At 70.6% G+C, this 18,783-nt stretch carries 20 protein-coding genes and 1 pseudogene; 13 read left to right on the plus strand and 8 right to left on the minus strand.

Annotated features, from left to right (window positions below):
• The coding region (locus tag IEZ19_RS41955; protein WP_189316657.1) for a TIM barrel protein at nucleotides 1-465 on the minus strand (465 nt) is incomplete at its 3' end.
• A 178-nt stretch (nucleotides 466-643) separates the two neighbouring features.
• On the opposite strand from IEZ19_RS41955, the gene xylB reads away from it, so the two are divergent.
• Nucleotides 644-2,089, plus strand: a complete 1,446-nt coding sequence (gene xylB, locus IEZ19_RS41960) for a xylulokinase (protein WP_189316658.1) — start codon at nucleotides 644-646, stop codon at nucleotides 2,087-2,089.
• Nucleotides 2,090-2,143: 54 nt separating this feature from the next.
• A complete protein-coding gene (locus IEZ19_RS41965) occupies nucleotides 2,144-3,349 on the plus strand; it encodes an ROK family transcriptional regulator (protein ID WP_189316659.1) in 1,206 nt (401 codons plus the stop codon).
• A 114-nt stretch (nucleotides 3,350-3,463) separates the two neighbouring features.
• Here IEZ19_RS41965 and IEZ19_RS51710 read toward each other — a convergent pair.
• Both IEZ19_RS51710 and IEZ19_RS41970 read right to left on the minus strand, forming a co-directional pair.
• Nucleotides 3,464-3,778, minus strand: a pseudogene (locus IEZ19_RS51710) (alpha/beta fold hydrolase); the annotation flags it as partial.
• A 52-nt stretch (nucleotides 3,779-3,830) separates the two neighbouring features.
• Entirely contained in the window at nucleotides 3,831-4,724 is an 894-nt protein-coding gene (locus tag IEZ19_RS41970; protein WP_189316660.1) for a DUF4232 domain-containing protein, read from the minus strand.
• Between the two features lie 273 nt (nucleotides 4,725-4,997).
• On the opposite strand from IEZ19_RS41970, the gene IEZ19_RS41975 reads away from it, so the two are divergent.
• From IEZ19_RS41975 to exaC, 5 genes are all read left to right on the plus strand, one after another.
• Entirely contained in the window at nucleotides 4,998-5,138 is a 141-nt protein-coding gene (locus tag IEZ19_RS41975) for a hypothetical protein (RefSeq protein ID WP_189316688.1), read from the plus strand.
• A gap of 70 nt (nucleotides 5,139-5,208) precedes the next feature.
• Nucleotides 5,209-6,222 carry an acetamidase/formamidase family protein gene (locus IEZ19_RS41980; protein WP_189316661.1) on the plus strand — a complete coding sequence of 338 codons (1,014 nt, stop codon included), beginning with the start codon at nucleotides 5,209-5,211 and terminating at the stop codon, nucleotides 6,220-6,222.
• A 65-nt stretch (nucleotides 6,223-6,287) separates the two neighbouring features.
• Complete coding sequence (locus IEZ19_RS41985; RefSeq protein ID WP_189316662.1) at nucleotides 6,288-6,887, plus strand: N-acetylmuramoyl-L-alanine amidase; 600 nt, start codon at nucleotides 6,288-6,290, stop codon at nucleotides 6,885-6,887.
• A 154-nt stretch (nucleotides 6,888-7,041) separates the two neighbouring features.
• A complete protein-coding gene (locus IEZ19_RS41990; protein ID WP_189316663.1) occupies nucleotides 7,042-8,310 on the plus strand; it encodes a GAF domain-containing protein in 1,269 nt (422 codons plus the stop codon).
• Between the two features lie 94 nt (nucleotides 8,311-8,404).
• Complete coding sequence (gene exaC, locus IEZ19_RS41995; protein WP_189316664.1) at nucleotides 8,405-9,928, plus strand: acetaldehyde dehydrogenase ExaC; 1,524 nt, start codon at nucleotides 8,405-8,407, stop codon at nucleotides 9,926-9,928.
• Nucleotides 9,929-10,378: 450 nt separating this feature from the next.
• Here the strand turns inward: exaC and IEZ19_RS42000 are convergent, their stop codons facing one another.
• Nucleotides 10,379-11,119, minus strand: a complete 741-nt coding sequence (locus tag IEZ19_RS42000) for an alpha/beta fold hydrolase (RefSeq protein ID WP_189316665.1) — start codon at nucleotides 11,117-11,119, stop codon at nucleotides 10,379-10,381.
• A 660-nt stretch (nucleotides 11,120-11,779) separates the two neighbouring features.
• Between IEZ19_RS42000 and IEZ19_RS42005 the strand changes: the two genes are divergently transcribed.
• Nucleotides 11,780-12,253: a carboxymuconolactone decarboxylase family protein gene (locus IEZ19_RS42005; RefSeq protein ID WP_189316666.1), complete on the plus strand. Its 474-nt coding sequence runs from the start codon at nucleotides 11,780-11,782 to the stop codon at nucleotides 12,251-12,253.
• A 159-nt stretch (nucleotides 12,254-12,412) separates the two neighbouring features.
• A complete protein-coding gene (locus IEZ19_RS53880) occupies nucleotides 12,413-12,769 on the plus strand; it encodes an SDR family NAD(P)-dependent oxidoreductase (protein WP_373297137.1) in 357 nt (118 codons plus the stop codon).
• Between the two features lie 1,126 nt (nucleotides 12,770-13,895).
• Here the strand turns inward: IEZ19_RS53880 and IEZ19_RS42015 are convergent.
• Nucleotides 13,896-14,483 carry a DUF5134 domain-containing protein gene (locus IEZ19_RS42015; protein ID WP_229841469.1) on the minus strand — a complete coding sequence of 196 codons (588 nt, stop codon included), beginning with the start codon at nucleotides 14,481-14,483 and terminating at the stop codon, nucleotides 13,896-13,898.
• A gap of 43 nt (nucleotides 14,484-14,526) precedes the next feature.
• A complete protein-coding gene (locus IEZ19_RS42020; RefSeq protein ID WP_189316668.1) occupies nucleotides 14,527-14,976 on the minus strand; it encodes a cupin domain-containing protein in 450 nt (149 codons plus the stop codon).
• A gap of 237 nt (nucleotides 14,977-15,213) precedes the next feature.
• On the opposite strand from IEZ19_RS42020, the gene IEZ19_RS42025 reads away from it, so the two are divergent.
• The 4 genes from IEZ19_RS42025 to IEZ19_RS51720 all read left to right on the plus strand — a co-directional run bounded on the left by IEZ19_RS42025 (nucleotide 15,214) and on the right by IEZ19_RS51720 (nucleotide 17,776).
• Nucleotides 15,214-15,954, plus strand: coding sequence for an SDR family oxidoreductase (locus IEZ19_RS42025; RefSeq protein WP_189316669.1), 741 nt, complete (start codon nucleotides 15,214-15,216; stop codon nucleotides 15,952-15,954).
• An 83-nt stretch (nucleotides 15,955-16,037) separates the two neighbouring features.
• Nucleotides 16,038-16,847, plus strand: coding sequence for a class I SAM-dependent methyltransferase (locus tag IEZ19_RS42030; RefSeq protein WP_189316670.1), 810 nt, complete (start codon nucleotides 16,038-16,040; stop codon nucleotides 16,845-16,847).
• Between the two features lie 255 nt (nucleotides 16,848-17,102).
• Nucleotides 17,103-17,282 carry a hypothetical protein gene (locus IEZ19_RS51715; protein ID WP_189316671.1) on the plus strand — a complete coding sequence of 60 codons (180 nt, stop codon included), beginning with the start codon at nucleotides 17,103-17,105 and terminating at the stop codon, nucleotides 17,280-17,282.
• Entirely contained in the window at nucleotides 17,279-17,776 is a 498-nt protein-coding gene (locus tag IEZ19_RS51720; RefSeq protein ID WP_189316672.1) for an Ohr family peroxiredoxin, read from the plus strand. Before IEZ19_RS51715 ends, IEZ19_RS51720 begins: the two co-directional genes overlap by 4 nt.
• 110 nt (nucleotides 17,777-17,886) lie before the next feature.
• On the opposite strand, the gene IEZ19_RS42045 is transcribed toward IEZ19_RS51720, so the two are convergent.
• Entirely contained in the window at nucleotides 17,887-18,300 is a 414-nt protein-coding gene (locus IEZ19_RS42045; protein WP_229841470.1) for a GNAT family N-acetyltransferase, read from the minus strand.
• A 119-nt stretch (nucleotides 18,301-18,419) separates the two neighbouring features.
• Nucleotides 18,420-18,782 carry a ferredoxin gene (gene fdxA / locus IEZ19_RS42050; protein WP_189316674.1) on the minus strand — a complete coding sequence of 121 codons (363 nt, stop codon included), beginning with the start codon at nucleotides 18,780-18,782 and terminating at the stop codon, nucleotides 18,420-18,422.
• Nucleotide 18,783 lies beyond the last annotated feature (1 nt).

Genomic DNA, 18,783 nt, shown 5'->3' on the forward strand with positions numbered 1-18,783 from the left:
CAGGGCCACGCGGACGTCCTTGGCGGCGCCGGACTCGGCGCCCTCACGGCCGCCCCAGGCGACGTAGGTCTTCGCGCCCAGCTCGGCCGCCAGGTCGATGTTGCGGATCGTCTTGCGCAGCGCGTAGCGACGCACGTCACGATCGTTGGCGGTGAACCCGCCGTCCTTGAAAACCGGGTGGGTGAAGAGGTTGGTGGTGGCCATCGGCACGGTGAGGCCGGTGGCGTCCAGGGCCTGGCGGAAGCGCTTGATGTGCGATTCCCGCTCGGCGTCCGAGGACCCGAACGGGATCAGATCGTCGTCGTGGAACGTCACACCGTAGGCGCCCAGTTCCGCCAGGCGCTGTACCGATTCGACCGGGTCGAGGGCACGCCGCGTGGCGTCGCCGAACGGGTCCCTTCCCTGCCAGCCGACGGTCCACAGACCGAAGGTGAACCTGTCCTCAGGGGTGGGCTGGTAGCTCATGCCGCGGCTCCTTGCTTGCTCCGACTATTTCGTCATGGCCGTTTACAAATTAGTATGCGTTCGCGTCTCTGTGAAGAGACAAGGTATCCCCAAAAAGGTGACAATCCGGTCACCACTGACTGGACGAACCTGAAAACAGCAGGTCAGACCCCGCGAGCCGCGGAAAAGGGAGAGCACGATGTCAACAGCCGAGGGTCCGCTCGTCGTCGGCGTGGACACGTCCACCCAGTCCACGAAGGCGCTGGTCGTCGACGTGGCGACCGGTCGGATCGTGGCGAGCGGCCAGGCGCCACACACCGTCACGACCGGTGCCGGCCGGGAGAGCGACCCGCGCCAGTGGTGGGACGCGCTGTGCGAGGCCCTGCGCCAGTGCGGGGAGCCGGCCCATGAGGCGGCAGCCGTGTCGATCGGCGGCCAGCAGCACGGTCTGGTGACCCTGGACGCGGACGGCGAGCCGGTGCGCCCGGCCCTGCTGTGGAACGACGTACGCTCCGCTCCGCAGACCCGCCGCCTGATCGAGGAACTGGGTGGTCCGAAGGCCTGGGCCGAGCGCACCGGCAGCGTGCCCAGCACGTCCTTCACGGTCACGAAGTGGGCCTGGCTGGCCGAGCACGAGCCGGAGGCTGTCCGCGCGACCAAGGCGGTGCGCCTGCCCCACGACTACCTCACCGAGCGCCTCACCGGTCTGGGCACGACCGACCGCGGCGACGCCTCCGGCACCGGCTGGTGGGCGGCCGGTAGCGAGGCGTACGACGAGCAGACGCTGGCCCACATCGGGCTCGACCCGGCGTCCCTGCCGCGGATCGTCCGGCCCGGCGAGGTCGCGGGCACCGTCCGCGGCAGCCACGACCTGCCCTTCTCCACGGGCACCCTGGTCGCGGCGGGCACGGGCGACAACGCGGCCGCCGCCATGGGCCTGGGCCTGCGCCCGGGCACCCCGGTGCTGAGCCTGGGCACGTCGGGCGTCGTGTACGCGGTCTCGAAGCACCGCCCGGCCGACCCGACCGGGACGGTCGCCGGCTTCGCCGACGCGCACGGCGACTGGCTGCCGCTGGCCTGCACGCTGAACTGCACTCTCGCCGTCGACCGCATCGCCGCCCTGCTGGGCCTGGACCGCCAGGCCGTCGAGCCGGGCGGATCGGTGACCTTCCTGCCGTACCTGGACGGGGAACGCACCCCGAACCTGCCGAACGCCTCCGGCCTGCTGCACGGTCTGCGCCACGACACGACCCCTGGACAGCTCCTCCAGGCCGCGTACGACGGCGCCGTCCACGCCCTGCTCGGCGCCCTGGACCTGGTGCTCGACGAGGAGGCGGACCGTACGACACCGCTGCTGCTGATCGGCGGCGGGGCCCGTGGCGCGGCCTGGCAGGAGACCGTACGGCGGCTGTCGGGGCGGCCGGTCCAGGTGCCCGAGGCCAAGGAACTGGTCGCACTCGGTGCCGCCGCACAGGCGGCCGGGCTGCTGACCGGCGAGGATCCGGCCGCGGTGGCGCGCCGGTGGAACACGGCCGCGGGGCCGGTGCTCGAGGCGGTGGAACGGGACGAGGCGGCGTTCGCCCGGATGTCCGAGGTACTCTCCGACGCGGCCCCGCTGCTGGAGCGGCGGACGGACGCCCACTGACCGACACCCGCGAGGAGCGCCCGACAGGGCCACGGACCGAGGATTGACGGAGGCATGACCGCACCGCTGCACGAGAGCCCGAACGGTTCCGGCCGCGCTCTTCCCGACACCCAGCGGGGCATGCGCCGTCGCAACCTCGCGCGCGTGATGCACGCCGTCAGCGCTGAGGGACCGCTCTCACGCGCCGCGGTCGCCTCGCGCATCGGTCTGACCAGGGCGGCCGTGTCGACGCTCGTGGACGAGCTGATCCGCTGGGGGCTCCTGGAAGAGCTGGGCCCCGAGCGGCCCGGCCGAGTGGGCCGGCCGGGATCGGCGCTCGCCGTCAGCGGGCGGGGTCCGGCCGGGATAGGCGCCGAGGTCGGTGTCGATCATCTGGCGGTGTGCGCGGTCGACCTGCGCGGCGAGGTACGCGCGCGTGCCGTACGGCACGGCCCCAACCGGGGCCGCGCCCCGGAGCCGGTACTGGCCGAGTTGACCACACTGGTCCGGCGGGTCGTCGGCGCGGCGGAGCGCGAGGGGCTGTGGCCGGCCGGTCTCGCGGTCGCCGTGCCCGGCCTCATCGCACGGGACGCCCGCACGGTCGTACGCGCGCCGAACCTCGACTGGCACGACGCGGACCTCGGTGCCCTGCTACCCACCGGTCTGCCCCTGACCGTGGACAACGAGGCCAACTTCGGTGCCCTCGCGGAACTCTGGCTCGGCGACGGTACCCCGCCGGACTTCCTGCACGTGTCCGCCGAGATCGGCATCGGTGCGGCGGTCGTCGTGGACGGACAACTGCTGCGCGGCACGCGCGGGTTCGCGGGCGAGCTGGGTCATGTGCCGGTGTGGCCGGACGGGCCGCCGTGCGTCTGCGGCGGGCGCGGCTGCCTGGAGCAGTACGCCGGTGAGGAGGCGGTGCTGCGCGCAGCCGGCCTCGAACCGGGCGAGGATCTCGTCGGACTGCTCGCACAGCGCGCGGACGAGGGCGACAAGGAGGTACGAAAGGCCCTGCGCGAGGCCGGTACGGCGCTCGGCATCGCCCTGACCGGGGCCGTCAATCTGCTCGACCCTGAGTCCGTCGTGCTCGGCGGTGCGCTGGCCGGGCTGTCGCCCTGGCTACTGCCGTCGCTGGCGAGCGAGTTGGCGGACCGGACGGCGGGACCGTCCTGTCCGGTGTCGGTGTCGGAGTTCGGCCCCCAGGGACCTCTGCTGGGCGCGGCGCACTCGGTGGTTCGGGCCGTGCTGGACGATCCGGCGTCGGTGGCCGAACGGGGCTGAGCGGCCGGCGCGAGGGCCTCGGCCCAGAAAGGCTCCGACCGTCTTCACGAAACGCACGGCGTCGTGCAGCCAGGGAAAACAGCCGCTGCCGGGCTCGACCTCGAACCGCGCGTCGGCGAACAGCCCGGCGAACTCGGCGCCCGGGTGTCCGAGCAGATCCATCCGCTCGAGGCCCAGATGCCGGCGCAGTGCCTCCACGTCCGCCACCACACGATCGCAGCGGTACGTCGCGAGGTGGTCCGGCACCGCCGACCCACCGGTCCCGAAGAGATCCAGCTCGATCAACCGCCGGTTCCGGGACAGACCGCCGAGATCCCCGAGGTAGGCGTAGGCCTGCATCGGCCTGCCGGGCAAGCAGATCAGCGGGTCGCCGTCTCCGACGACGTGGTAGGCGAGTTCGGTGCCGTGGTGGGCGGTGGAGGTGGGCATGGCGACGATCACCCTGGCAAGCGGGCCGCGGCGGAGCAGCATGTTTGTCCTGTCACGACTCCTTCTTCCACGGCCCGACGGCCAGTTTGCCTGTCGTGCCGAGGTCCAGTTCCGGTGTCACCATCACTGGTGCCGCGCCCTGTTCGGCCCACACCCTGACGTATGGCGCGTTCACCGGGGTGCCGGACAGGACGGTGTTGCGCCACACCAGGCCGGCGTGGGCGCGTTCGCCCGGTTTCAGGGCCAGCGGCCGGGGCGGGCCGTCGGCGCCGGTGCTCAGGGCGATCGAGGATCCGTCGTGCAGGATGCGCAGGTCCGCGACGCGCTTGTGGGACGAGTCGAGGACGCTGAGGCGCGGGTAGCCCTCGATCCGGTAGATGCCGGTTCCGCAGTTCACCAGGTGGAGTGTCACCACGCGCAGTCCCATGGCGGCGTCGCCGTCGTCGGCGTAGACGCGGACGCCCGAGGACGGGCAGGGGCCGCCCGGGGCCGGTGCCTCGTCGGCAGGGACGCTTCTCACCTTGACCACCTCGACCCGCGACCGTTCGGCCGCGCCGCCCGCCTGTCGGTCGACCGTGTCGATCCCGCCCGAGACGGTCGCGCCGGGCTCGACGGACGGCACGACCCGATTCTCGTACGTCGGCACGGTCCCGGTCGCGGTTCGGAACCCGAACGTGATGGTGTAAGTGAAGGGCTCCGCGTGGTGGTTCGTGACCTGGAACACCGCGCAGCGATCCGGCCCGTCCCCCGCTCGGACGATCCTGACGCCGTCCGTCTCCTCGCCGCCGGGCGTGCCCGGGGCAGCCGAGCTGGATGAGTGCCCGCCACCGCACGAGGGACCGTAGGACCGTCCGGACGACGGGCCGGGCTGCTGCCCGCAGGCGGTCAGGAGCAGCAGGCCCGCGACGAGGGCGGTCGAGCCGAGGGAGAGGGGGCGGCGGCGCATCCGCCGAGTCGATCAGAACTGGATCACGACAGACTGTGACGGAAGCCACTCCTCCGGCCACAGGACTGTCACAGGAGCAGCGCAAATCCCCTTGGTCCGGGCCGACTTCACTCGATCGGGTGGCCAAACTATCCACAATTCCCGCGTCGTCCACCGAACCAAGCGGCACCCTTCTGCCCAACCCGCAAGCGCCGTACCGTGATTCACGCGAGGCGCAGCCGTCGGACCGTCCGGACCACGGGGCCTCGAGGTGGCCGAGGGGGAGGTTCACATATGTCGGGGGAGACGGTCGGCGGACTGCGGCGTGACGCCATCGGTCTGCGCGAGGTCCTGTTCCAGAGCATCACCGCCATGGCGCCGGCCGCCGCAGTGGAGGCGCTCGTCCCGCCTCTGCTGCTCCTCCCGAGCGCATAGCCGACACCGCCCGTGTCCACCTCGCCGAACCCGCCCCCGCCGGCCTTCGGCAGAACGGAGCTGTCCAGCAATGACCGACCCGCGAATCATGACGGTGCGCCCCGGACCTGGCGAGTACGCCTGGACGTTCGGCGGTGCCGCACCGTTGGCGCGGATCGCCCCCGGCACGGTCCTCGATCTGTACACGGAGGACTGCTTCGCCGGGCGGGTCCGGTCCGAGAAGGACCTGGTGTCCGAGGTCTGCGAGTTCCCGTTCCTGAACCCGCAGACCGGGCCGTTCCACATCGAGGGCGCGGAGCCGGGCGACACGGTCGCGGTGCACTTCGTGTCGGTCGAACCGGCCCGGGACTGGGCCGCGTCGACCACCGTCCCCCTGTTCGGCGCGCTGACCTCGACCCATACAACGGCCACGCTGCAGCCGCCGCTGCCGGAGACGGTGTGGATCTGGCAGCTGGACCGGACGCGGCGCACCGCGCTGTTCCGGGCGCACGACGGCGACTTCGAGGCCGAGCTGCCCCTCGACCCGATGCACGGCACCGTGGGGGTGGCGCCCGCCAACCTGGAGGTGCGCTCGGCCCTGGTGCCCGACGCGCACGGCGGAAACATGGACACACCGGAGATGCGGGCCGGCGTCACCTGCTACCTCGGGGTGAACGTCGAGGGGGCGCTGCTCAGCCTCGGCGACGGGCACGCGCGGCAGGGCGAGGGCGAGACCTGTGGGGTGGCCGTCGAGTGCGCGATGAACACCGTGGTGATCGTCGAACTCCTCAAGGGGGTCGCCACCCCGTGGCCACGGCTGGAGTCCGACACGCACATCATCTCCACCGGCTCGGCACGCCCCTTGGAGGACGCCTTCCGGATATCACAGCTCGACCTGGTGCAGTGGCTGGTGCGCGACTACGGGTTCGGTGAGCTGGACGCGTATCAGTTCGCAACCCAGGCGGTGGAATCGCCGTTGGCCAACGTGTGCGACACCAACTACACGTGCGTGGCCAAGCTGCGCAAGGAATGGCTGCCCCGGCGCGAGACGTACCGCGGACTGCACGCACAGCTGAGCGAGACGGCGACCACGCTGCGCTCCTGACGTCGGTGTTCGCGTCCCTGACGTCGGTGTCCGCTCACTCCCCCCACTCCCGAAAGGCATCCACCATGGACCGGACAAGACCGCTTCCCAGCAGGCGGCGTGTCCTCAAGGGCGCGGCCCTCGCCGCCGTCCCGTACGCCTTGCTTCCCGACGCACGAGCCGGTGCGCAGTCACGGGCCGTCGACTATCCCACCGCCGAATGGCAGTCGGCGAGCACCGCCAACTACACCGCCGCCGACCGGCCCATGGACCATGCCGTCGACCGCGTGATCATCCACGTCACCCAGGAGTCCTATGACACCACCCTGTCCATCTTCCAGAACTCGTCGAAGAAGGTGTCGGCGCACTATCTGGTCCGCTCCGCGGACGGACACGTCGCGCAGTGCGTGCGGGAGACCGACATCGCCTGGCACGCGGGGAACTGGGACTACAACACCCGCAGCATCGGCATCGAGCACGAGGGCTGGGTGGACGAGCCGTCGTACTTCACCGACGCCCTGTACGAGCGGTCGGCGCGGCTGACGGCGGCGATCTGCACCCGGTACGGCATCCCGAGGGACCGGGAACACATCCTCGGGCACTACCAGGTGCCCGGCACGGACCACACCGATCCGGGGCCGAACTGGGACTGGGTCCGCTACATCAGACTCGTCAACTTCGCCTGACCGACCGGTTGCGGGACGCGGCAGTGGTTGCTCGGCGGTGCCTGACACGTGCGCGGTGCCGCCCGTCGTTCGAGTCAGGCCCGTCGAAGAGCTTGTCCGCGCGAACACCCCGAGTGACGATGTCCCCAGCGCATCGCCTTCCGGGGAGGCCGAGTTGTCCGATCCATGGGTGGCCCTGGAGCCGGGGGCCGACCCTGCCGAGCGCGTCCGGGTGCTGCGCCGGGCGCACGAGACGTTCACCACGGCGGGCACCGTGCCGCGACCGGTGCGGTCGGTTGTGGCGGACTCGTGGCGGCGGTCCGCGCGGGCAGGCGTCGGTCCGGACGGCTCGGCGCGCGTGGAGTTGTCGGACGGCGACCTCGGTGCCTACCGGGCGGAGCATCCACTGGCGCGGGTGATGTCTTTGTTCCGGGAGCTGATGGGCACGTTCGCGGCCGACGGCGAGCATCTGCTGGCGGTGTGCGACGCGCACGGCAGGCTGCTGTGGGTGGAGGGCCATCCGGTGACCCGGCGCAGGGCGGACCGGATGAACTTCGTGCCGGGGGCGCGCTGGGCGGAGAGCGCGGTCGGCACGAACGCGCCGGGGACCGCGGTCGCCGTCGACCGTCCCGTGCAGGTCTTCGCCGCCGAGCACTTCATCCGGCAGGTGCAGCCGTGGACGTGTGCGGCCGCGCCGGTGCACGATCCGCGCACCGGGCAGGTGCTGGGCGCGGTGGACATCACCGGCGGGGACGGGCTGGCGCATCCGCACAGCCTCGGCTTCGTCCAGGCGGTGGCGCGTGCGGCCGAGTCCCAGCTCGCGCTGCTCACCCCGCCGCCGCCCGCCGCGGAAATGCCCGGCCTGACCGTGCTGGGCCGCGACGAGGCGGTGCTGCGCCTGGGCGGGCACCGGATCAGGCTCGGCCGTCGGCACAGCGAGCTCCTGGTGCTGCTGGCCCGGCATCCGGAGGGGCTGACCGGGGACGAGTTGCTGTGCGCGGTGTACGAGGACGAGTCGGTGACGCCGGTGACGCTGCGCGCCGAACTGGCCAGGCTGCGCCGGCTACTGGGTCCGGGGCTGTTCGCGTCGCGACCGTACCGGCTGACCGCTCCGGTCGAGTCCGACCTTGCCGTGGTGGAGCGGCGGCTGGAGGCGGGGGCGGTCACCGCGGCCGTGGCGGCGTACACCGGCCCGCTGCTGCCCGGCTCACAGGCGCCGGCAGTGGTGCGGCTGAGGCGGCGTCTGGCCGACGGCCTGCGGACGGCGCTGATCGCCCGCCGGGACCCCGACCTGCTGGCGGACTGGGCGCACGCACCCTGGAGCGAGGACGACCTGGCGGTATGGCGGGCGCTCGCCTCGCTGCGGCCGACACCGGCGGTGCACGCGCGGCTGGCCGGGCTGGAGTCCGAACTCGCGCTGCCGGAGAGCCGTGTACCGCGCTGACCGGCCATGCAACGTGGTCGCAACGTCCGCGCTCCTAGCCTCGCGGCGAGAGCTGCCCAACGGCGGGCAGCACTTTCCCGGGAGGCAGAAGAGCATGACCCGTTACGCGGCGCCCGGCACCGAGGGCGCGATCGTCTCCTACCAGGCGCGCTACGACCACTTCATCGGCGGCGAGTACGTGCCGCCGGCCCGCGGGCAGTATTTCGAGAACCCGTCGCCGGTGAACGGGCGGCCGTTCACGGAGGTCGCGCGGGGCACCGCGGAGGATGTGGAACGGGCGCTCGACGCGGCGCACGCGGCCGCCCCCGGCTGGGGCCGTACGTCGGTGACGGAGCGTTCGGACATCCTGCTCAGGATCGCCGACCGGATGGAGGCCCACCTGGAGCCGCTGGCGGTGGCCGAGAGCTGGGAGAACGGCAAGCCGGTACGAGAGACGCTGGCGGCCGACATCCCGCTCGCCATCGACCACTTCCGCTATTTCGCGGGCGCCATCCGGGCGCAGGAGGGTTCGCTGGGCGAGGTCGACGACGACACGGTGGCGTACCACTTCCACGAGCCGCTGGGCGTCGTCGCGCAGATCATCCCGTGGAACTTCCCGATCCTGATGGCGACGTGGAAGCTGGCGCCGGCGCTCGCCGCCGGCAACGCGGTCGTCATCAAGCCGGCCGAGCAGACTCCGGCGTCCATCCACTACTGGATGAGCCTGATCGCGGACCTGCTGCCGCCGGGCGTGGTGAACATCGTCAACGGTTTCGGTGTGGAGGCGGGCAAGCCGCTCGCGTCCAGCCCGCGGGTGGCGAAGGTCGCGTTCACGGGTGAGACCACGACGGGGCGGCTGATCATGCAGTACGCCTCCGAGAACATCAAGCCGGTCACGCTGGAGCTGGGGGGCAAGTCCCCGAACATCTTCTTCGACGACGTCTGGGCGCGGGACGACGAGTTCCGCGACAAGGCGCTCGAGGGCTTCACGATGTTCGCGCTCAACCAGGGGGAGGTGTGCACCTGCCCGTCCCGGGCTCTCGTCCAGCGCGGGAACTATGCCGAGTTCCTCGAGGCGGCGGTCGCCCGCACCGAGCTGATCAAGCCGGGGCACCCGCTCGACACCGACACAATGATCGGTGCGCAGGCCTCCAACGACCAGCTGGAGAAGATCCTCTCCTACCTGGACATCGGCCGGCAGGAGGGCGCCAAGGTCCTCACGGGCGGTGAACGCGTCGAGTACGACGGTGAGTTGAAGGGCGGGTACTACGTCCAGCCGACCATCTTCGAGGGCGACAACCGGATGCGGATCTTCCAGGAGGAGATCTTCGGTCCGGTCGTCTCGGTCGCGTCCTTCGACGACTTCGACGACGCCATCAAGATCGCCAATGACACCCTGTACGGCCTCGGCGCCGGCGTGTGGACCCGGGACATCAACACGGCGTACCGGGCGGGCCGGGCGATCCAGGCGGGCCGCGTGTGGACGAACTGCTACCACGCGTACCCCGCCCATGCGGCCTTCGGCGGCTACAAGCAGTCCGGGATCGGCCGCGAGACGCACAAGATGATGCTGGAGCACTACCAGCAGACGAAGAATCTTCTGGTCTCGTACTCGCCGCGCAAACTGGGCTTCTTCTAGAGCCATGTGAAAGGGTGCCTGACCTGGGAAAAATTCCCGTCAGGCACCCTTCGTAGCCACTTCAAGCAGCAAACGCTCTCTTCGTGGCCGTGGGCATGCATGCAGGGCTTTGCGCAGCGCGCCGCACGATCGCGGGGCGCAGGTCACCAAAGGTGCGGAGCGGCTGAAAAATCTGGCGCCGTTGCAGGCCCGGCGCCTGCAAGGTGTGCGGGAGGCGCAAAGGGCGTGAGTTCAGGGCCGTGGGAACGGAGACGGGCGGCCCATTGCTCGTCGGTCGGGCGGCCTCCGAGTGAGGTACCGCAAGTGGCCGCTGTGCTACCGCGTGGAGACGCCATCGCTGGTAACGGCAACGGCCAGGGGGCGGACAGGCAGTGGGACGTGGTTGCGCCGACGGCGACGCGTCACGGACGGCGGTCGCCCACATGAGCGGAGCACTGATGGCTCCGCATCTCACCTGCCCGCACCCGCGTGCCTGTTCCAGTGTGTTTCGATGGCCGTGGCGACCTCCGCGGGCTTTTGCAGGAGCGGCCAATGGTTGCAGTCGAGCCTCACGACCTCGGGAGCCCGCAACGAGGCGGCGAGCTTCTCACCGAACTCGATCTGGCAGGCCGGATCGAGCACACCCCAGAACACCAGGCACGGCGCGGCCACCTGCGACAGCGCCGGCTCCCACTCCGCCCCCATGGTCAGGGCGGAGCGATAGAGCCTGAGGACGCTGTCCTTCATGGGCTCGTCCACGCGGCTCACCATCTCTCTGGCGAGGTCGACCGGTACGTCGAAACCCGCCACCACATCATTGGTGAACGATTCAGGTTCCAGCTCACTCATGAAGCGGTCGCCCTCGATCGGGTCCTGCCAGATCTTCGCGAGCGGGTGCCAGACGTAGCCGGCGTCGACCGGCCCGTTGCCGCCCGCCCACGTGCGGACCAGATCAGGCCGTAGGGAGGCGACGCGAGCGGTGAGGATGCAGCCCCAGTCGTGGCCGACGAGGTCGACCGGCTCGCCGACACGCTCCAACCGGTCGATCAGCCAGTCGACGTACTCCTCCTTGGTGGAGCCGAAGCCATCCGGTCGCGGTACGCCGAACCCCGGCAGGTCCCAGGCTTCCACGTCGGTCCGGGTCAGATACCGGCGAACGCCGTCCCACACATGGTGGGTATCGGGGACGCCGTGGATCAGGATCGCAGGCATGATTCGGGGTCCTTTGTCGGTAGAGGTCTCACGCAGGAAGCCGGATGGGCTCCGGACGGCATCAGACGAGCGGGGCGGCGCCCGCGGCACAGTCGCTTCCTGTGTTCAGCGCCTGGCCAGCTCCCGCACAGGCACCGCGGAATCGCACCGTCATGTGACGGCGTGCCCACGACCATACCGCTGAAACAGCGTTCAGACACAGTGTGTTCAAACGTTGTCGTATTCCGTCCCCTACCTGTGTGCCAGCAGGGGACGTGCCGGGTCTGGCCTCCTCGGCGCTCTCCGTCACATGCTCGCCGACGCCCTCGGCCGTGGCCGCCGACAGCAGTGCCGGCGGCAGGCCGGGGAAACGGGCCTCCAGGGCGGCAAGGTCACGACACAACGCGTGCCCACTTGGCGGGTCTGCGTGACGCCCACCTCGCGCAGCGCCTTGAGGCGATGGCTCAGCGTGGACTTGGCGGCTGAGGCACGGAGTTGACCGATAGCTTGCGAACTTGCACTCCCTGGCAAGTCTCGGAGGCTCTCGGAACAGCCACCTGCGCTCTCACAACAGAGCACGCACCCAGTGATCTGACGCACGCCGCATCTCCCGCCGTGTCACAGTTCACCGGGTAGCCCGGTCAGTAGTGTGAATGAGCACTACGGCGAGGAGATCACACCATGGATGCGCGTCTCGACTACTTCGGCAATGCGCTTGGGGCCAAGGTTCTGAAGCACATCAATTCGGCCAACAAGGTGTTGTCGGACTCAACGCTGCCGCACACGACACAGGAACTGGTGAAGATCCGCGCAAGCCAGATCAACGGCTGCGGCTTCTGCACCGACATGCACACCAAGGACGCCGCCCACGCGGGAGAGACCGCTCAGCGCCTCAACCTGGTGGCGGCCTGGCGGGAGGCCACCGTCTTCACCGACGCCGAACGCGCCGCGCTGGAACTGGCGGAGCAGGGCACCCGGCTCGCCGACGCTGCCGGTGGGGTCGACGACGAGGCCTGGGCGAACGCCGCCAAGCACTACGCCGAGGACCAGCTCGCCGCGCTGATCTCCCTCATCGCGATCATCAACGCCTACAACCGCATCAACGTCATCAACCAGCAGCCTGCCGGGAGCTATCAGCCCGGCCAGTTCGGCTGAGCCGCCCGCACGGCCGCCATGCTGTCCGCCTCCTCGTCGCATCCCGGCCTGCGCCGAGGAGGCGGACTTTCAGCCGAGCCGAGAGTGCCCGACGAGTCGAGGTGACCGGAGATCGCCGTCCTGTCGTCGGACGTGTGCGAGGAGGGCGCCGCCGAAAGGATGGTCTCCACCGCCGTGGAGCGGTGGAGACGACTGGACCTGCTCGTGAACAACGCCGGGATCGCCGCCCCGATGCCCCTGGCCGAGACGGACCGGAGGCTGATCACTCACCTGTTCGAACTCCACGTGACGGCACCGAGCCCGCTTTCTCATGCAGCTCTGCCGCACCTGCGGCCCGCCTCCGGTTCGATCGTCAATGTCTCCAGCACCTACCCAGCGTCCCCTGGCCGGCGGAACGCGCCACGCCGCGGCCGAGAGCGTCCAGGACCCCGAGGGAGTTCGGGTGAACACCATCGCACCCTGCTGCGACACCGCGCGTACATCGCGGCGTTGACCAACGAGGCCCCGGAGACGTAGGTACGTCGCTTCCTGACCACCGCCACGCGGGCGCACAGCGCGCGGTTCGATGGTGAACCGGCCGTCGTGTTCGAGCTGTTCAGCCACTGAACACCTCCGCACGCGCGGATCGGTCTGCTTCACCCCCGCCGCCGGCCGGGGCCGGCCGCCGCGGGGCGCCGCCTCGGGCTGCGGGACGAGGCCGTGCGGGCCGGGCACGCGGTGTGGGCGCGGCGAGGTGTTCGCCGTCAACGCCTCCGGTGATCACGCGGGCGTCCACCCGCTGTGGCTGGAGGCGCTGGCGTTGGGTTATCGCGTCCGCGGTCCGTCCCTCGTGACGCGAGCCGTTCACACCGCACCGGCTGGTCGGCGTGCTGCGTCAGGCAGGGGTGGGCGAGGACCGGGTGACGCTGCCGGCCACCGCGCCGCCGGCACGCTCGTGCATGGCTCCGACCGGGCCGTCGTGTACGGCGACGATGTCGTCGCCCGGTACGACCACGGCCGCCGGGTGCTGCCCCGGGGGCCGGGCCGTACGAAGATCCTCATTACCGCGGACACAGGCTGGCGTGCGCGCTGGACACGACCGTCGGCTCCGTCGCCGACGAACGCGGCACGACGTGCGTCGACGCCGCCGCGATCGTCGTCGAAGGCGATCCGGCGCCGATCGCCGAAGCGGTCGCCGAGCGCCTGGCGGTACTGCCCAGTCTGCCGCCGCAGGACGAGCGGGCCGCGTCGCCGGTGTGCCCACTCGACCGGGCCCGCGCGCTCAGCACCCCTCTCCCGACGGTGGCGGCGGGGGCGCGGGCCCGGCTCGGTGAGGACGGCATCGCCGACGGCCTGGGCGACGGCAGTGCCGTACTGCACCCCGCCGTCCACCTGGTCGACCGGCCCGACTCTGTCCAGCCGCGCACCGAACTCCCCTTCCCCCTGCGTGGGGGTGGCGCCCAGGAGCCGATGGGACGGCATCGCCCCGCTACGCGAGACGCTCGTCGTGTCGGCACCGACGCACGACCAGGTGCTGCTGGACCAGCTGCCGGCGGAACCCACCATCGCCAATCTGTGCATCGGAGATCACCCGACCCACTGGATGGCGCCGGGGTGCCCGACGACGGCTGTCTGCCGGACTTCCTGATGCGCAGCAAGGCCGTCATCGGCGCGTCATGACACGGGGCGGGCGATCATGCCGGTCAGTGGGGCATGAACAGCATGATCGCTGTACCCAGGGCCGTCGAGCCGTCCCAGAAGTGGCCGTACGGCCGCAGGAGGACGCCCGGGTTGTCGTTACGGGCATGTCGCGGGTCAGCGAGCGCAGCGCGCAGGTGAGCAGGCACAGGGCCAGCGCGGCGGTGACGAGTGATCCGGTGGTCGACTCCCCCTCGGCCGGTGCGTGGTGCGTGGCATGCGGTGTGCGAAGCATCCAGACCATCGCGGCCATGCCCAGCGCATACGGCAGTCGCCGTGCCGTCGCGGCCGGGAGGGACTCCCTGGGACGGCGCACGGGTGTGAGCGGGAACCACAGGGCGGCGGCGGTGAAGAAAACGGTCTGCCCGGTCCGCGGCAGCGTCGGCCCCCACGGCATCGCCGCCATCGCCACAGCCATGGCGGCGTGCAGGAGATGGTCGACGCGGCCGCGCCATGCCGCCCCGGGAGTCTCGAGCGCGTGCCGCACCGCGTAGGCGGCCGCGCCCACGAACAGCGCGGTCAGCAGGGCGTGCACGGCGTCGGTGGCGCTCATGTCCCGGCGTGCTTTCCCGCGCGGCGGCTGCGTCCCGGGGGCCTCACTCGGTGGGACGCGGGGCGCGCAGGTGGGCGCGCTGCTCCAGCTCCTCCTTGGAGACGAGTTCGAGCATGGGCTTTCCCGGCGCGCACATCATGGTCACGACGAACCGGGTCCGCGCGTCACTGAGCGCGTTGCCGTCCTGGTAGTGGATCACGTCGCCGCCCGGCTCCCAGAATGTGCCGCCGGCCTCCACCACCCGCTCGGGTTCGCCCTCCAGCTCGAAGCGGACCGCGCCCTCCACGACGTAGCCGAAGGCGGGCCCGGAGTGGCGGTGCGGCGGGGTTCCCGGGTCGCCGGGCTCCCACTCGACCTGAATGGTCATCCCCGAGGCGCCCTCGGGGATCGTCAGGGGCGCGGCGTCCTGCAGCAGCTGCGCCGCGGTCATCCAGCTCTCCGACGCCGCCTGGTCGCCGGCTCCGTGCATGTGCGCTGCGTGGTTGTCCGACATTGTTCTGCACCTTCCATGAGTCGCCAGGTGTTCGGGCGAAGCACATCTCCCTCGCCCCCTTCATCTGTGTTGACCGGGCGCCATGTGGATCTGTGACACCTATGGCGTTGCAGGGGCAAGTTCGTGGAGCGGTGTCACAACAACGGCACAAACACTGTCGTAGGTGTCGTGAGTGGCTGACGTCACCGTCACGACCGCATCCGTGGGGCACCGACCCCCTGACGGGAAGAGACCCAGATGAGAGTCGTTGTTGCAGGCGCCACCGGCCTGATCGGTTCCAGGACTGTCGCCAGGCTCGGGGACCACGGTGTGGAGGTCGTGCCCGTCTCGCGCCGCGAGGGTGTCGATGTCATTACGGGGCAGGGCCTTGCCGGGGCTCTGCGGGGCGCCGACGTGGTTGTGGACGTCACCGACGCGCCCTCCCGTGCGGAGGCGACGAGCGTCGAGTTCTTCGGCACGTCGACGAGAAACCTGCTGGAGGCCGCCGCCTCCGCGGGCCTCGAGCACTATGTCGCGCTGTCCGTCGTGGGAGCCGATCTGGTGCAGCGGGACTACTTCCGTGCGAAGGCGGTCCAGGAGGAACGGGCCCGGCGCTCGCCGATCCCGCACTCCCTCGTGCGCGCCACGCCGTTCTTCGAGTCCGTGGACGCCCTGTCCCGCTCGACGGCGCACGCGGACGGCGTGCACGTCACGCCCGCGCTGATCCGTCCGGTGTCGACGGACGACGTCGCGGCCGAACTCGCTCATGTCGCCGTCGGGTTGCCCCTGTACGGCGTCCTGGAGATCGCCGGCCCCGAGGAGTACCGGCTCGACGACCTCGTCGCCAAGCTGCAGGCCGCCCGGGGCGACCTGCGGGGCGTGGTCACCGACGCGCGCGCCCCGTTCTTCGGCGCCCTGGTCGCCGAGCGGTCGCTGCTGCCCCGCACTGCGGCCCACGCGGGTCACGAGACGCTCGCACAGTGGCTCGCACGGCGCTGACCGCCGGTGACGCACGCACCCGGGCACAGCACCTGCCACCACACGGTTGTCACAAAAGCAACGCATCGCTTGTCTTGCTGGGTATGCACACCGTCATCTCCCGGCCGTCGGCCACTCCGCGCCAGCTGGACGACTACGCCGTCAGCGCCGAGTTCTACGACGTGCTCCAGGCGCAGCAGGATGCGACAAGGGTCCACCGCCTCTACAGCGGCGTCGTGCGCGGTGCTCGGCTCGGCGTGCTGGACGTGGGCGCCGGAACCGGTCGTGTGACCTTGATGAGCCTTCTCGAATCCGAGGTAGGCGTGCACGCCGTCGAACCCGCGCGTGCGATGCGGACCTCGCTGATGACGCGTCTGGCCTCACTGCCCGCGGAGTCGAGGGCGCGCGTCACGGTCCACCCCTGCCCGCTCGGCCAGGCGGAGCTGTACGAGGTTGCGGACGTGGCGATCTGTCACAACACCGTCGCCTGCCTCTCGCCCGCCGTACGCCGCGCCTTGTGGCCATCCATCGCCCGGGCACTCGTCCCCGGCGGTTCGTTGCTTCTTCAACTGCCACCCGCTCGACTTCCCGACGCGGAGGTGGTGCGTCTCTTCCCGGCGCAGCGGATCGGCCGACACGAGTACGGGGGACGCATGGTGATGTCGGCCGACGGCGCCCGGATCCGCACACGGTTCGACTATTGGGTGTGCGCGGGCAGACACCTGCTGCGCGAGCACACGGAGACGTTCTGGATGTGGCCGGCCTCCCGTGCCGAAGTGATCGACGAACTACGCCCCCAGGGCTTCCTCCCGTGGCCCGACCGGACCGACGCGTCCGTCCTGGCGCTGACCCTCGACAGGCCCGGTTCGAACAGGTCCCGGGGACCACGGAGGACAACGCACGTCAGTTGGTGAACCGCTGGACGAACGCCCTGGCCCTGCTGTCCGTGGGGTGTCCGTGGGAAGGATCGACCCCGTCATGCGGGGCTTGACTCCAGGCAAGTTGTTACCGCGTGTGGCGCCCTTGGAGGGCCGCTGAGCGCCAGCCCTCACAGCATCGATACCACCCGGCACGCAAGCTCATGGCCCCCGGATGTCACAGGTGCGGGTACTCATCGGTCAACCAGTCATCTGGAATCCGGATTTCCGCTGACCGAAGGACAGGACTACGTGACGAATGTCGTCGGCGGCGCGGAGGCGCCCGCCCTGCGACGGGTGTTCTGCCTCGCCCGCCGAGAGAAGATCCTTCCACCGGCAGGCGGCGTCCCCACCGCATCCCTGCCATCTGTGTACGCGCCGTCGGGCATGAGCCGAGGCACGCACCACGACAACGCCGGAGTCATCCTGTGACCGAGCAGTTCCAGTTGCCCAGCCTGTCCACGCAGAAGGACTACACGGGCCCGGCCTTCACCCCCATCTACACGACGACCGTGACGGTGAGCGGCGGTGTCGCCTCCCACGGGCGCGCCTCCGGCAGGGCACGCTCGTCCGACGGGGCCCTGGACATCAACCTGCGCATGCCCGCCGAACTCGGCGGGGACGGACAGGCCACCAATCCCGAGCAGCTGTTCGCCGCCGGCTTCGCTGCCTGCTTCCATGGGGCCCTGAGCCTGGTGGCGCGGCAGGAGGAACTCGACCCTGCCGCGATCTCCGTGGAGGCGACCGTCGCCTTCGGGCGGGATCCGGACGACGGCGGCTATCTGCTGCGCGTCGGTCTCGTCGTGAACTGGCCGGAGGTGGATCCGGAGATCGCAACTCCGCTGCTGGAACAGGCTGACTCTCTCTGTCCCTACGCGCGCATGGCATGGCGCGGCAGCCCGATCACCATCACGCTGGCTCCTTAGACGTACTCCCGGCCACCGTCCGCCGACGCCAGTGGCAACGCGTACGGTCGGGGCGGCACCACTCCACAGTGGTCCGCGCCGGCTGTCGGTGAAAGCGGTGCCCTGGGTGTTCACCAGTCACCGGCGCGGGTCGGCTGCCGGGATCGGCCGCGCCGGAGCGGGAGGGCATCTGCGATGTCGCCGGTGTCCGCCCAAACCGTCGTCACGCCCTCCTCCTCGACCCGTTGAACAGGGATCGAGGTGCGGCGCAGCATCGCAAGGATCCGTTCGTCACCGGGCAGGACGAGGCCGTAGACCGCACGCCAGCCATGGCCGACAGCATGGCCCCCGAGATGGCGGAGCAACCGGGTCCCGAGCCCCTGGTTCTGCCATAGATCCTCTACGAGCAGGGCCGCCTCCGCGCGGTCCCCGTCCGGCATCAGGTGTCCTACGGCCACGAGTCGGCCGTCTTGGTGGCGCACCGCCAGGTGGACCGAGTCCAGCCGGGTCAGCAGGCCACCCAGGTACGAGCGGGGATCGCCCATCGCCCTGTGGTATCGGCTCCACAGTGTGGCCACGGAACACCTGCGGTGCAGGAGGATCACCTGCTCGGTGTCGGCCGGCCCGATCCGGACGATCCTGGATTCGTGTCGCATGTGCCTGGTCAGGACGGGAACCACCGGTCGACGTCGGCCGCCTCCTCCTTGCGGATGGCGAAGACGGCGATGTCCTTCTTGTCCGAGGTCTGGTGCGGCAGCCCGGCGATCAGGGGATGGTCCTGCCCACGGTCAGGCTGCTCGAAGTACTCGGCGTTGATGGCCGCGTACGCGGCCCAGCGCTGCGGCAGCTCGTCCTCGTAGAAGATCGCCTCCACGGGGCAGACGGGCTCGCACGCGTGGCAGTCGACACACTCCAAGGGGTTGATGTAGAGGGTCCGTTCTCCCTCGTAGATGCAGTCCACCGGGCACTCCGTCACGCAGGCCCGGTCCTTGACGTCGATGCAGGGCTGCGCGATGACGTAGGTCATC

The organism is Streptomyces brasiliensis (assembly GCF_014647875.1).
Taxonomy (GTDB): domain Bacteria; phylum Actinomycetota; class Actinomycetes; order Streptomycetales; family Streptomycetaceae; genus Streptomyces; species Streptomyces brasiliensis.